Below are 13805 nucleotides of genomic sequence, written 5' to 3' on the forward strand. Positions count from 1 at the left end.
GGTGATGGCGGGAAGCCATCCGCAAGCCGCCGCGTCTCCCTCGGGCCGCGCTTGCAACTCACCGAATGAACCTGCCTGCTCCGTCCACCATGGTGATTTCGACGAAGCTGGAGCCGTGGTGCTTTTGGCTGCCATAGGCCAGGCGATAGCCGCCCACGTCCAGCTCCGTCACGCGTTCCAGCGCCGCCTGCACGGTGGCCGGCCTGGGCCGCGGTCCGCTGCGCCGCAGGACTTCCACCAGGATGGTCGCATTGAGGTAACCCCACATGCGGTCGTAGGTCGGGGCCAGGCCCGCCTCCGTCATGGCCGCGCCGAACTTGCGCGTGAGCGGCGTGGTGAGCCGCAGCGGGTAGGGCACCACCTGCGTGAAGGCCATGCCGCGGGCGACCGGCCCCAGCTGCTCCACGAGCGCCGTCGTGCCGGCGAGCGACAGTGCATACACCGGCACCCGCGCCGAGGCCGGCAGCGACTTCATGAAACCCAGCACGGCGGCGCCGCCCGCCAGCAGCAGCACGGCCTGCGGTGATGCCGCGCTCACGGCCAGGCTCGCGTCCTTCGCGTTGGAGCCGTCCGCCTCCAGCGGCACCTTGGCCAGCAGCGTCACCCGGTGCTGCGCGGCGAGGGCCTCCACCTGCGGCAGCATGAAGCGTCCCAGCTCGTTGTTCTGGTAGGCGACGACCAGCTTGCGCGTGTCGAGGGTGGCCAGCGTCTGCACCATGGCGCCGATCTCGTCGCGCAGGCTGGCGGTGGTGGTGAACAGCCAGGGTCGCGCGTCGCTGCGCACGATATCGGCGCCGTTGTAGATGCCCAGGAGCGGGACCCGTCGCTCGTCGAGCAGCGGCAGGGTGCGCACCAAGCCCGGAACGAAGGCATAGCCGAACAGAGCGGCCACGTTGTGCTGGTCCAGGAGCGCGCGGGTGTTCTCCAGGGTGCGCGCCGGATCGGCGCCGTCGTCCAGGGTGATCAGCTCGATCGGCGTCCCGTCGACGCCGCCCTGGGCGTTGACGGATTGCAGCAGGGCCTGCTGCCCTTCAGCGATCGGCTGCACCACGACGCGCAGCGGCCCGGTCATCGGCAAGCTCTGGCCGATGCGCACGGACGTGTGGGGCACGGTCGCCCGGGCCGGGCCCACGGCGGCGAAGGCGCAGGCCGCGGCCAGCAGGCGGCGTCGCGCGATGGACGAATGCGGAGGCTTGCGCCCCTGGGATCCCGACATGGCTCGCTCCTCTTGGTATGAAGCGCGACCGTAAGGAGGGCAGGCTGCGACGGCCCCCCCGCCGGAGAGGGGCTCGGATGAACCCCCAGAGCCGTGATGCAGGAAAAGCCAGCGGGAGTGGCTGGGGTCAGGCCAGGGGGGGGCTGGTCGGGTTGGAACTCGCAGCTCCGTCGCCGAAAACGCGCAGCTTGTCCCGGGGATGGGTCGCAGGTCCCATGCCAAGGCCTCGGAATCGGGACATCCTTCCTATTGCGGCAGCGTTGGGAGGCCCGCACAGTGCAGGGATCCGCTGCTCACCGGCTTCACCGCATGGAATAAAGCTCTGGCGGAGCGGACCGGAGCCGTAAGGGGGAAGAAATTGGGCACGACGCTCACGCGAGAGCAGGTACTTCGGGCGCGCCGCCGTCTGCTCCAGATGCATTTCGAAAGTGGGGTCGGCCACATTGGGGGCAACCTTTCCTCGCTGGACGCGATACTGCTCGTGTTCCACGAGATGCTCCGGCCGGACGACAGTTTCGTGCTCTCCAAAGGTCATTCCGCCGGTGCACTGTACACGGCCTTGTGGAGCGTGGGACGCCTGCAGGACGATGATCTCAAGCGCTTCCACAAGGATGAGACCCTGCTCGCCGGGCATCCCCCCGCCAGCGGCATCCCGGACATCCCATTTGCGACCGGTAGCCTCGGCCACGGGCTGTCGCTTGCGGCGGGCACCGCCCTCGGGTTCAGGTTGCGCAACACGCCCGACCGCGTGTTCTGCCTGACGTCCGATGGTGAGTGGCAAGAGGGCTCGACCTGGGAGGCTCTAATCTTCGCGTGCCACCACAGGTTGTCGAACCTGTGCGTGCTCGTGGACCACAACGGGCTGCAGGGTTTCGGCGCGACCGCCGACGTCGCTTCGATGTCGCCGCTCTGGGAGAGGGTCCGCGGGTTCGACGCCGACCTGGTGGCGATCGACGGTCATGACCTCGACGCGATCCGAAGCGAATTGCTGCGGCCACGGGACCGGCTGGCCATCGTCTTCCTGCAAACCGTCAAGGGCAAGGGAGTCAGGTCCCTGGCAAACCGCATGGAATCGCACTATCTCCCGCTGACCGAGAGCCAGTACGCAGCCGCCGTCCAGGAGCTGGGCGAATCATGAGAAAGCAGCTTTGCGACGCGCTCGTGGCGCGCTCGGCCGACCCCCGCATGGTGTTCCTCACCGGTGACCTCGGCTTCATGGCGCTCGAGCCGCTCCAAGCGGCCATGGGGAACCGCTTCATCAACGCTGGAGTGGCCGAACAGAACATGATCACGGTGGCCGCGGCGCTGGCGCGCCAGGGGCTGGAGATCTGGGCCTACAGCATTGCGCCCTTCCTGTATGCACGGCCCTTCGAGCAGATCCGCAACGACATTGCATTTCATCGCCTGCCGGTCAGGCTGATCGGGAACGGCGGTGGATACGGCTATGGCGTGATGGGACCGACGCACCACGCCATCGAGGACTACGGCGTGCTGCTCACCCTGCCCAACATGGCGGTGTACGCGCCCGTGTTCGACGAGGACGTCCCCGCCGTGATCGAGCGCGCCGGGGCCGCGCCGGGAGTCTGCTACGTGCGGCTCGGGAGAGGTGAGGCGCCCCGAGGCTATGCCGTGCCGGCCTATGCGCCCTGGCGCCAGCTCGTTGACGGCGGTGGGCCGGTGCTCATCGCCGTTGGCCCGCTGGCGGGCACCTACATCCAGGCCTGCCTCGACTTGACCTGGGCGCGGCGGCCCCGGCTGTGGGCTGCTGCCGAAATGCCCCTGGCGGCAAGGCCGATTCCCCCTGAACTGCTGGCGCAGATCCAGGCCGCCGACGTGCTGGCCATAGCCGAAGAGCACGTGGCGCAGGGCGGCTTCGCATCGCAGCTGCTGCTGCACCTCGCCGGCCAGGGAGTGACCACGCACCGCTTCACGCACCTGCATGCGAGGGCCCACCACTACGAGCGCTACGGCTCGCAGCCCTACCTGCGGCGGCAGTCCGGCCTGGAACCGGCGAGCATGCTTGCCGCGCTGGACCTTGCGTGACATGCCGCAGCTGGCCGATTTCATCAAGGCGCTGCGCGGCCCCATCCTGGTGACCGGTGGCTCCGGCTTCATCGGCGCCAACCTGTTCGCAAAGATCGCTGCGGTGCGCGACGATGTGTACGCGGTCGTGCTGCGCGAAAAGACCTGGCGGCTTGCCGGCGCGCGCGACGAGCGCGTGATCATTGCAGACCTCAACGATCCGGCGGCGGTCAGGAACCTCGTCGCTAGCATGGGTCCCGAAACGGTGTTCGACTGCGTGGCGTTCGGGGCCTATTCCTTTGAGACCGACGCCACCCTGATCTACCAGACCAACTTCCTGTCGGTGGTCAACCTGGTGGAGCAGCTGGCGCCGCGCCGCATTGCGGCCTTCGTGCATGCGGGCAGTTCGTCGGAGTACGGACGGAACTGCACGGCGCCGCTGGAAGACAGCGTGTGCGAGCCGAACAGCGCCTATTCCGTTTCGAAGGTGGCTGTCGCCAATTACCTATCGTTCGTCGGCAAGCACAGTGCCTTCCCCTGCGTGAACCTGCGCTTGTACTCGGTCTATGGGCCGCTCGAGGACACCTCCCGCCTGGTCCCGAATGTGCTGCGCAAGGCGCTGCAGGCAACGCTGCCGCCTTTCGTGGACGCGCGCACATCGCGCGACTTCGTGCACGTCGACGACGTCTGTGCCGCCTTCATCCTGGCGGCGGCCAAGATGAACCCCGCCTTCTATGGCGAGCACTTCAACATCGGCACGGGCAAAAAGACCACCATCGCGGAGCTGGCCAACCTGGTGCGCGACGACTTCCAGGTCGCCGAATCGCCCCGCTTCGGCACGATGGAAGGCCGTGCCTGGGACCTGGCCGAATGGTATGCGTGCCCGCGCAAGGCGCAGGAGCAACTGGGCTGGCGCGCGGAGGTGGGCTTGCTCGAAGGCCTGCGTGCCACGGCGCGCTGGGTGGGAACGCTGTCCGATGACGAGATGGCCTCGCGCTCCAAGAAGAACAGCGGAGCCCGCAAGCGCAGCGTCTCGGCGATCATCGCCTGCTACAAGGACGAGCCGGCGATCCCGGTGATGCACAGGCGGCTGACGGAAACCTTCAACAAGCTGCGTATCGACTACGAAATCATCTTCGTGAACGACGGCAGCCCCGACGACAGCGCGCGGGTGATCCGCGAGATCAGCGAGCACGATCCCCACGTGCTGGGCGTCACGCATTCACGCAATTTCGGCTCGCAGATGGCTTTTCGCAGCGGCATGGAGCTGTCCACCAAGGACGCCGTGGTGCTGCTGGACGGTGACCTCCAGGACCCCCCGGAGCTGATCGAGCAGTTCTACGCCAGGTGGGAAGAGGGCTGGGACGTCGTGTATGGGCGCCGGATCAAGCGCGACATGCCCTGGCACTGGGGGCTGATGTACAAGCTGTTCTACCGGATGTTCGCGCTTTTCAGTTATGTTCAGGTCCCGCTGGACGCCGGCGACTTCTCGCTGATCGATCAGCGCGTGGTGGCTTGGCTGTTGAACTGCCCGGAGCGCGACCTGTTCGTGCGCGGGCTGAGGGCGTATGTCGGCTTCCGCCAGACTGGCGTCGACTACGTGCGACCCGAACGGATGTTCGGCGTGACCACCAACAGCTTCCTGAAGAACGTCGACTGGGCCAAGAAGGGCATCTTCTCCTTCAGCAATGCTCCGCTGACCATGCTGACCAGCCTGGGCTTGCTGCTCCTGGGCGTTTCCGCCGTGGCCGCGGTCGCGGTGGCATTGCTGCGCCTGTTCTTCCCCGATATCGCGCCGCGTGGGGCGACGACCCTGCTGATCTTGATCCTGTTCTTCGGCTCGCTGAACCTGTTCGCCGTCGGCCTGGTCGGCGAATACATCGCGAAGATCATGGCGGAGGTCAAGGGTCGCCCCCGCCTAATTCGCGCCGCGCTGATCCGCAATGGAGAGACCACAAACCTACTGCCGGACCGCAAGGCCTGCTGAGCATGCAGAAGCCCATCACGCGCTCCTGTCCGGTCTGCAACACCTCTTCGGCACAAGCCCGCCTGTTCCTGGAAGAAAACCTGGACCGTTCGCGCCTGTCCGAATTCAGTTTCGCCTCGCGCAAGGTGCCCGAGTTCATGTGCCACCGGCTCGTGCAATGCCCGACGTGCGACCTCGTCTACGCGGACCGGCCGCCGGGTGAGGACGAACTGGCGCAGGCCTACCACACGGCCAGCTACGACAGCTCCGAGGAGGCGAACGACGCCGCCGCCGCCTACCTGCGAGCCATCCGGCCGGTGCTGGACGGCATGCGTTCGCGCCAGCGGGCCATGGAAATCGGCACCGGCACCGGCATCTTCCTCGAGCACTTGCACCGGGAGGGTTTCGCCGAATTGGTCGGCGTCGAACCTTCCACGGCCGCCATCGCCGCGGCGCCGGCCCACCGCCAGGCGTGGATCCGGGCCGGCATGTTCGATGCGGCCGGCTTCGAGCCCGGATCGTTCGACCTGATCTGCTGCTTCATGACGATGGAACACGTCCGCGATCCGAATGCGGTGGCAGCTGCGGCGTTCGAGCTGCTGCGCCCGGGCGGCGCGTTCGTGACCGTCACCCACGATTACCATGCGCCAGTCAATCGGCTCCTCGGTCGACGTTCGCCGATCATCGACGTCGAGCACCTGCAATTGTTTTCCAAGGACAGCCTGCGCCATCTGTTCCAGGCGGTCGGCTACGACCAGTTCCGGGTGCAGGCGTTTCGCAACCGATATTCGCTGCGCTACTGGCTGCGGTTGACGCCCGTACCTGCGGCCCTCAAGCGGGCAGGGGACTTCGTCATGCGGAAGACGGGATTCGCGCGGCTCAAGCTGTCCGCCAACGTCGGCAACCTGTTCGCGGCTGGCCGCAAGCCAGGCGCGACCGCGGGCGATCAAGCGTGATCGACAGGCTGCGGCGCCTCCTGGGCCGGCATGCGGCAGCACGCTTCATCGTGGCAGGCGCGGCGAACACGGCGTTCGGGTTTGCCGTCTATGCCGGGGCTGTCCTGGCCCGCGCCCCGGTCTGGGGCGCGCTCATGGCCGGCGTCGTCGCGGGCCTGGTCTTCAACTACGTGACCATCGGGGGTTACGCATTCCGGCAACTTTCGCGGCGAAACTTTCCCTGGTTCGCGCTCTGCTATGGCACCGTCTATCTGGTCAACCTGGGCCTCATCGAGCTGCTGTCGCGCAAGGGGCTCGGCGTGATCCAGGCACAGGCGCTCGTCACGGTTCCCCTCGCGGTCCTGTCGTACCTGATGATGCGATTCCTCGTGTTCACCGACAGCCCAACGCACTAGCCCCCGACGATGCGCCGCGCCGAAACCGAAGGCTTCAAGCCCGTCCCCGTCACCGCTCCCGGCGCCTCGCCCTGGAGGTTCGCGCTGCGCTGCGTCGTGGACCTGCAGTTGGCAACGATCGTCAAGCGGCTTCGCCCCGCGCTCGAGCAACTCCCGCCCGGCGCCGTGCTCGACGTCGGTGCCGGCCAAACCCCTTGGCGCGGGTGGCTGCCCGCCCACTGCCGGTACGTGGGCCTGGACGTGGCGAACGCGGGCGACTTCGGGATGGCACGGGGCGGCGACATCACCTACTACGACGGCAAGACCATTCCGTTCGCGCCGGAGACCTTTGATGCCGCGCTGTGCGTGGAAGTGCTGGAGCACGCGCAGGAGCCGGATGCGCTCATCTCGGAGATCGCGCGCGTCCTCAAGGTCGGCGCGCCGCTGCTGCTGACGGTCCCCTGGTCGGCTCGCCGCCACCACATTCCGTTCGACTTCCACCGGTTTACCCGCGAGCGACTGCAGGCGATTCTCGCGACGCATGGATTCACCGATGTCATCGTGGACGAGCGCGGCGATGACGTGGCCGTGATTGCCAACAAGCTCCTGGTGCTTGCCATACGCCTGCAGAAATCCGTTTCATTGAGAAATTTCGTCGCGACCGTGCCCCTTGGCCTGTTGTTCGGAGCTCTCGCGGGGTTGATGCTGGCCATCGCGCACGTCTCGCTCGCGTGGGGACTCGGAGGGCGGGAGGACCCCTTGGGTTACTTCTGCCGGGCTCGCAAAGGCCGTCCTCCCGGCGCGCCGGAATCGCCAGGTAGGAGGTTGGAACCGCTGTCGTGAGCGGTGGGGCGAGCCGCTCGCGGTGCCTGGGCGGTGGCAACGTAGTCCAGCGCGAGCTTGCCGTCGCGAGGGATCGGCATAAGGGCTCGGGTGGTCGCTCGAACGCAGCCAACGGTGAAGAGCTGCCGATTTCGGCGTCATGCGATGGGCTATCCTGCGTCGATGAACCATGACGCTGGACAGGACTCGGCCCGGGTTCGTCGTCGACCACCTCCCGTTCCGTGAGCGCACCCATCGTTCCACCCACCCTCGCCGAACCTCCGCCGAGGCCCGCACTCGATACGCTCGACATCTTCAGGGCGGTGGTCGCGATCCGCAATCGCCTCGGCGCCGCCGGCCATCCCGACGCCGGCGAGCTCGCCTTCATCGAGTTCTGCGCCGCACATGCGCTTCGTTCGCGGGCCCAGCTGATGCAGGACCTGTTCGTCCTCTACATGCTGGGAAGCAAGCGCGGTGGTTTCTTCGTCGAGTTCGGGGCGACCGATGGCGTGGGCATCAGCAACACCTTGCTGCTCGAGCGAGACTTCGGCTGGACGGGCGTCCTGGCGGAGCCGGCGCGCTATTGGCACGAGCCCCTGCGCGCGAACCGGCGCTGCACGATCAGCACGCATTGTGTATGGCACGCCTCCGGCCAGACACTGCTGTTCAACGAGACGGCGGATCGCGAGCTGTCCACGATCGACAACTTGTCTTCCCGCGACGGCCATGCCCCGAGCCGGGTGAACGGAGACCGGTACGAGGTCCCGACGATCTCGCTTCTCGACCTGCTCGCGCAGTCGAGCGCGCCGCGCACGATCGACTACCTGTCCATCGATACCGAAGGCTCCGAACCCGACATCCTCGCTGCGTTCGACTTCGCCAGGTACGACATCGGGATCATCACGGTCGAACACAACTACACGCCGAATCGCCAGCTGCTTCACCAGCTGCTGGTGGCCAACGGCTACGAGCGCAGGTTCGAAGCGCTTTCGCAGTGGGACGACTGGTACGTGCGGACGCGGCCTGCCTAACCGCCGATGCGGCTGTCCAGCATGGCACTGCTGTTCAGCAAGGCCGCCGTCACCATGTCGCGCGAGGCCGTCACCTGCTCCGCTGCGATGCGTTCCGCAGCGGCGCCGTCGCCCGCCTGCAGCGCCTCCATGAACGCCTGGTGCTCGTGCTCCATCTCGGTGCTGCGATTGCGCAGGCCCAGGCCGACGAACATCACGCGGGTGGTTTCGTCCAGCACCTGCGAGAGCAGCCGCAGGAAGCGCTGGTTGCCGCTGGCGCGCGCGATCTCCAGGTGGAACTCCCGGTTGGCGTCCAGAAAGCGCAGCGTGCTGTCGGCATCGCCCGGCGTGTAGCCCTTGCGGCAGATGGCGTTCAGCTTGGTCAGCTGCTTCATGTCCACGCGCCCCGCAGCCAGCCTGGCGGTGGCCGGTTCGAGCAGCAGCCGCAGCGCATACAGCTCCTGCACGTCGCGCAGCGTGAGCGGGCTGACGACGAAGCTGCGGCGCGGCGACGCGGAGACCAGACCTTCCTGGCGCAGCCGCGACAGCGCGGCGCGGATCGGCGCCTTGCCGAAGTCATAACGCGCGGCCAGGCTGGCTTCGGAAATCGCCTGTCCCGGCGCGAGCTCGCAGGTGAGGATGTCACCGCGCAAGGCCTCGTACACCTGGTCGCTCATCAAGGCGTCCGCGCCGGCACCCTTTCCGGACGGCGTCCGCCTCGCGTCGTTCCTGTTCGCTGCCCGTGCCACTCCGACCTCGCGGGGAATGCTTGACATGTCAGATTATCCCATGAGACATTTCAGTCTTTCGTACCAATTTCCAGTCCTCCTTGAGCCGCCCGTTCGACTTCACCACCCAGCAAGACCGCCTCTCCTGGTCCGCCACCAAATGGGAGAAGTATCGCGGCAGCGACGTCATCCCGCTGTGGATCGCCGACATGGATTTTCCGGTCGCGCCTGCCATCCAGCAGGCCGTGGCGGCGCACGTGGCGCACGGCAACTTCGGCTACATGGCGGCGCCGCGCGAGCTGCCGCAGCAGCTGGTGGAGGACCACCGCCGCCGCTACGGCTGGGACGTGGAGCCGGAATCCATCGTCTGGCTGTCGGGCCTGGTGCTGGGCCTCAACCTCGCCGTGCGCAGCTGCTGCGGGCCCGACGAGAAGGTGATTTCCCTCTCCCCCATCTACCCGCCTTTCCTGAACGCCCCGGGGCTGCAGGGACGCGGCCTGCTCGACGTGCCGCTCGAGCCGGTCGAAGCCGCGCACCTGTCGTTCCAGATCGACTTCGACGCGCTGGAGGAGGCCATGCGCACGCAGGGCGCCCGGCTGCTGCTGCTTTGCCACCCCCACAACCCGATCGGGCGAGCCTTCACCCGCGAAGAGCTGGACCGGCTGGCGGAACTGTGCGAGCGCCATGACGTGCTCGTCTGCTCGGACGAGGTGCACTGCGACCTGATCCTCGACGGCCACACGCCCCACATCCCGTTTGCCAAGGTGATGGCGGAGCGTTCCCCCGCGCTGGCGCGGCGCGTGATCACGCTGCACGGCCCCGGCAAGACCTACAACATCGCCGGCCTGGGCGTGGCCTGGGCCATCATCCCCGATGCGGAGCTGCGCCTGCGCTTTCGCGCCGCGATGCAGAAGCTGGTGCCCGACGCCTGCTGCTTCGGCTTCACCGCGCTGCAGGCGGCCCTGGTGCACGGCGAGCCCTGGCGGCAGGAGCTGCTCGCCCAACTGCGCGCCAACCGGGACCTGGTGGGCGCCGCACTGGAGGGCATGGGCCTGCCGCACACCCGTCCCGAGGTGTCCTACCTCGCCTGGATCGATGCCCGCGGGCTGGCGCAGCGCGTCGGAAACGCGGCGGCGTGGTTCGAAGCGCATGGCGTGGGACTGTCCGACGGCGCCGATTTCGGGCGCCCGGGCTTCCTGCGTCTAAACTTCGCCGCACCGCCCCAGCTGCTGGAACAGGCGCTCGCCCGCATGGCGCAGGCGATGCGCAGCCTGCACGAAGTTCCCAGCCAGGGTCGCAACGCGATGCCGGCCTGAAGAACCTGTCGCAAACAACTTGAAGGAGACCTGCATGTTGAAGAAGTCGTGGATAGGCGGCACCCTGGCCGCGCTCGCCCTGGGCATGGCCGGCGGTTCGGCCTACGCCGGCCAGACGCTCGATGCGATCAAGCAGCGCGGCACGCTGGTGTGCGGCGTGCACACCGGACTCACCGGATTCTCGGCCCCCGACAAGGCGGGCAAGTACGCCGGCATCGACGTCGACTACTGCAAGGCGCTCGCCGCCGCCATCCTGGGCAGCGCCGACAAGGTCAAGTACGTTCCCCTGACCGCGCAGCAGCGCTTCGCCGCGCTGCAGTCCGGCGAGGTCGACATCCTGTCGCGCAACACCACCTGGAATTCCAAGCGCGACACCACCATGGGCGCGATCTTCGCGGGCACCTGGTTCTACGACGGCCAGGCCTTCGTGGTGAACTCGAAGAAGAACGCCAAGGTCAAGAAGCTGGCCGACCTGAACAAGGCCTCGATCTGCGTCGAGACCGGCACCACCACCGAGCGCAACCTGGCCGACTACGCGCGCGCCAACAAACTGAGCTTCAAGCCCGTGGTGTTCGAGGGCCAGGAAGCCACCGAGAAGGCCTTCCAGGCGGGCCGCTGCGACGCCTACACCACCGACGCCTCCGGCATCGCCGCCATGCTGGTCAACATGCCCGACAAGGGCGACTACAGCGTGCTGCCCGAGCTGATCTCGAAGGAGCCGCTGGGCCCCATGCTGCGTCGCAACGACCAGGAATTCTTCGCCATCGCCCGCTGGATGATCTACGCGCTGCAGCAGGCCGAGGAGTCCGGCGTGACCGCGGCCAACGCGGCGCAGATGAAGAAGGACAGCAAGGACCCGACGATCCAGCGACTGACCGGTGCCACCGGCGAGGTGGGCAAGGGCCTGGGCCTGGACGCGGACTGGGCGGTGCGTGCCATCTCCGCCGTCGGCAACTATGGAGAGATCTACGATCGCCACATCAAGCCGCTGGGCTTCGCGCGCGGCCCCAATGCCCTGTGGAACAAGGGCGGCCTGATGTACCCCGTGCCCATGGACTGATGCGCGCCGGCCTGGAAGCCGGCTGGTTCCGCATGACCGGCTTGCCGCGCGCATTGCGGCAAGCCGGTCGTGCTTTGGCGAGGACGCAGGACCCGACACCATGCAGATCACCGAACGACTCCGAAACGTCCTCTACCAGGTCGCCCTGGTCGCCGTCATCCTGGCGGTCGGCGGTTTTGCCGGCTGGCACCTGGTCCACAACCTGGAAAGCCGGTCCATCCGCATCGGCTTCGGCTACCTGCCGCAGGAAGCCGGCTTCGAGATCTCCGAAGCGCTGATCGCCTACGAGCCTTCCTTCTCCTATGGCCGCGCCTTTCTCGTCGGCCTGCTGAACACCCTGTTCGTGTCGGCGGTGGCGATCGTCACCGCCACCGTGCTGGGCCTGGCCGTGGGCGTCGGCCGGCTCTCGCCCAACTGGCTGCTGCGCAAGCTGGCCGGCTTCTACATCGAGACGATCCGCAACGTGCCGCTGATCCTGCAGCTGCTGTTCTGGTACGGGCTGGTCACCGAACTGCTGCCGCCTGCGGCGCAGGCCCTGCAAGTGGGCGACGTGTTCCTCAGCCAGCGGGGGCTGAACCTGCCGTGGCCGGAAGCGCATGCGGGCTGGTGGGCCGCGCTATGGGGCTTGCTGGCCGCGCTGGTGTTCTCTCTGCTCGCGGCCCGGCGGGCCAACCGGCTGCGGGACCGCACGGGCCAGGCGCCCGCCGTGCTGTGGCCGAGCGTGCTGGCCTTCGTCGCCTTGCCCGTGATGGCCTGGGCGGCCTGGGGCGCGCCCACCGCCTTCTCGGTGCCGACGCTGGGCGGATTCAACTTCGAGGGCGGCAAGCACGTCTCGCCCGAGTTCACCGCGCTCTACGTGGGCCTGTCGGTCTACGCCGCCGCCTTCATCGCCGAGATCGTGCGCGGCGGCATCCTGGCCGTGCCCAAGGGCCAGAACGAAGCCTCCCTGGCCCTGAGTCTCACGCGCGGCCAGCAGCTGCGGCTGGTGGTGCTGCCGCAGGCCTTGCGGGTGATGATCCCCCCGCTCACCTCGCAGTACCTGAACCTGACGAAGAACTCCTCGCTTGCGGTGGCCATCGGCTACCCCGACATGGTGAGCGTGTCCAACACCACGCTGAACCAGACCGGCCAGGCGATCGAGGCGATCGCCTTGACGATGGCGGTCTACCTCACGATCTCGCTGGCGATCTCGGGCCTGATGAACTGGACCAACGCCCGCGCCCGGCTGGTGGAGCGCTGACGTGGCGACCCGTCCCGTCATCCAGCGCAGCCTGCCGCGTCGCGCCTCCCTGTGGCTGCGAGCGAACCTGTTCTCTTCGCCGACCAATGCGCTGGTGACGCTGCTGGCGCTCGGGCTGCTCGCCTGGCTGGGCAGCCGCTTCTTCTCCTGGGCGGTGGTCGACGCCGTCTGGGGCCGTGCGCCGGTGGCTGCCTGCAATGCAGCGGCCGGCAAGGGCGCCTGCTGGGCGGTGGTTGCCAACAAGTGGCGGCAGATGCTGTTCGGGATCTACCCGCAGGCCGAGCAGTGGCGCCCGGCGCTGGCGGTGCTGCTGTTCTCCGGCATGCTGGTGGCTTCGGCCATGCGCGCCTTCTGGACCGCAAGCCGGATCGCGCTGCTGTGGGGCGGCGGCACCTTGCTGTGCGGCTGGCTCATGGCCGGCGGCCTGGGCCTCACCCCGGTACCGACCTCCCTGTGGGGCGGCCTGCCGATCACGCTGATGCTGGCGGTCTTCGGCACCTTGCTGGCCTTCCCCCTGGGCGTGCTGCTGGCGCTGGGCCGGCGCTCGGAACTGCCGGTCGTGCGGGCCGTGTGCATCGCCTACATCGAGCTGATCCGCGGGGTGCCGCTGATCACGGTGCTGTTCATGGCCTCCATCATGTTCGCGCTGTTCCTGCCCGAGGGCCTGACCTTCGACAAGCTGCTGCGCGCGCAGATCGCCATCATCCTGTTCAACGCCGCCTACATCGCCGAGGTGGTGCGCGCCGGCCTGCAGGCCTTGCCCCGCGGCCAGTACGAGGCGGCCAGCGCGCTGAGCCTGGGCTACTGGCAGACGCAACGGCTGGTCGTCCTGCCGCAGGCCCTGCGCATCACCATCCCGGCGCAGGTCAACAGCTTCATCGACAACTTCAAGGACACTTCGCTGGTGATCATCGTGTCCATCTTCGACTTCCTCTATGCCGTCAAGCAGTCGGTGGTCAGCGACCTGGACTGGCGGCACTACTTCGTCGAAGGCTACCTGTTCGCGATGGCCGTCTACTGGATCTTCTGCTTCGCCATGAGCCGCTACAGCCAGTGGCTGGAAGTGCACCTGCGCCGCGAGCACCGACCGTGAAC

Annotated in this window: 13 protein-coding genes; 11 read left to right on the plus strand and 2 right to left on the minus strand. The window is 67.6% G+C overall.

Going from position 1 to position 13805, the window contains the following annotated elements; genetic code table 11:
• Positions 1-58: 58 nt before the first annotated feature.
• Positions 59-1216 carry an ABC transporter substrate-binding protein gene (locus AC1DSA_RS20025; RefSeq protein ID WP_477892439.1) on the minus strand — a complete coding sequence of 386 codons (1158 nt, stop codon included), beginning with the start codon at positions 1214-1216 and terminating at the stop codon, positions 59-61.
• 358 nt (positions 1217-1574) lie between these two features.
• Between AC1DSA_RS20025 and AC1DSA_RS20030 the strand changes: the two genes are divergently transcribed.
• From AC1DSA_RS20030 to AC1DSA_RS20060, 7 genes are all read left to right on the plus strand, one after another.
• The gene (locus tag AC1DSA_RS20030; RefSeq protein WP_477892441.1) at positions 1575-2354 is read left to right on the plus strand and encodes a 1-deoxy-D-xylulose-5-phosphate synthase N-terminal domain-containing protein; all 780 of its coding nucleotides are present in this window, start codon (positions 1575-1577) and stop codon (positions 2352-2354) included.
• Entirely contained in the window at positions 2351-3259 is a 909-nt protein-coding gene (locus AC1DSA_RS20035) for a transketolase family protein (protein ID WP_477892443.1), read from the plus strand. Before AC1DSA_RS20030 ends, AC1DSA_RS20035 begins: the two co-directional genes overlap by 4 nt.
• A 1-nt stretch (position 3260) precedes the next feature.
• Complete coding sequence (locus tag AC1DSA_RS20040; RefSeq protein WP_477892445.1) at positions 3261-5225, plus strand: NAD-dependent epimerase/dehydratase family protein; 1965 nt, start codon at positions 3261-3263, stop codon at positions 5223-5225.
• 125 nt (positions 5226-5350) lie between these two features.
• Complete coding sequence (locus tag AC1DSA_RS20045) at positions 5351-6160, plus strand: class I SAM-dependent methyltransferase (protein WP_477892447.1); 810 nt, start codon at positions 5351-5353, stop codon at positions 6158-6160.
• The gene (locus AC1DSA_RS20050; protein ID WP_477892449.1) at positions 6157-6555 is read left to right on the plus strand and encodes a GtrA family protein; all 399 of its coding nucleotides are present in this window, start codon (positions 6157-6159) and stop codon (positions 6553-6555) included. Before AC1DSA_RS20045 ends, AC1DSA_RS20050 begins: the two co-directional genes overlap by 4 nt.
• A gap of 9 nt (positions 6556-6564) precedes the next feature.
• Positions 6565-7377 carry a class I SAM-dependent methyltransferase gene (locus AC1DSA_RS20055; protein WP_477892451.1) on the plus strand — a complete coding sequence of 271 codons (813 nt, stop codon included), beginning with the start codon at positions 6565-6567 and terminating at the stop codon, positions 7375-7377.
• 221 nt (positions 7378-7598) lie between these two features.
• Complete coding sequence (locus tag AC1DSA_RS20060) at positions 7599-8387, plus strand: FkbM family methyltransferase (RefSeq protein WP_477892453.1); 789 nt, start codon at positions 7599-7601, stop codon at positions 8385-8387.
• On the opposite strand, the gene AC1DSA_RS20065 is transcribed toward AC1DSA_RS20060, so the two are convergent.
• On the minus strand, positions 8384-9043 hold the full coding sequence (locus AC1DSA_RS20065; protein WP_477892455.1) for a GntR family transcriptional regulator: 660 nt from the start codon (positions 9041-9043) through the stop codon (positions 8384-8386). The two genes, AC1DSA_RS20060 and AC1DSA_RS20065, sit on opposite strands and share 4 nt — an antisense overlap.
• A 152-nt stretch (positions 9044-9195) precedes the next feature.
• Here AC1DSA_RS20065 and AC1DSA_RS20070 point away from each other — a divergent pair, with 152 nt between their 5' ends.
• From AC1DSA_RS20070 to AC1DSA_RS20085, 4 genes are all read left to right on the plus strand, one after another.
• Positions 9196-10410: a MalY/PatB family protein gene (locus AC1DSA_RS20070; protein WP_477892457.1), complete on the plus strand. Its 1215-nt coding sequence runs from the start codon at positions 9196-9198 to the stop codon at positions 10408-10410.
• Positions 10411-10444: 34 nt separating this feature from the next.
• Positions 10445-11470 (plus strand): amino acid ABC transporter substrate-binding protein, encoded by a 1026-nt coding sequence (locus tag AC1DSA_RS20075; RefSeq protein WP_477892459.1) that lies wholly within the window; start codon positions 10445-10447, stop codon positions 11468-11470.
• 100 nt (positions 11471-11570) lie between these two features.
• Positions 11571-12710: an amino acid ABC transporter permease gene (locus AC1DSA_RS20080; protein ID WP_477892461.1), complete on the plus strand. Its 1140-nt coding sequence runs from the start codon at positions 11571-11573 to the stop codon at positions 12708-12710.
• A 1-nt stretch (position 12711) separates the two neighbouring features.
• Positions 12712-13803, plus strand: coding sequence for an amino acid ABC transporter permease (locus tag AC1DSA_RS20085; protein ID WP_477892463.1), 1092 nt, complete (start codon positions 12712-12714; stop codon positions 13801-13803).
• Positions 13804-13805 lie beyond the last annotated feature (2 nt).

It is taken from the genome of Ramlibacter sp. P4_H7 (genome assembly GCF_056400765.1).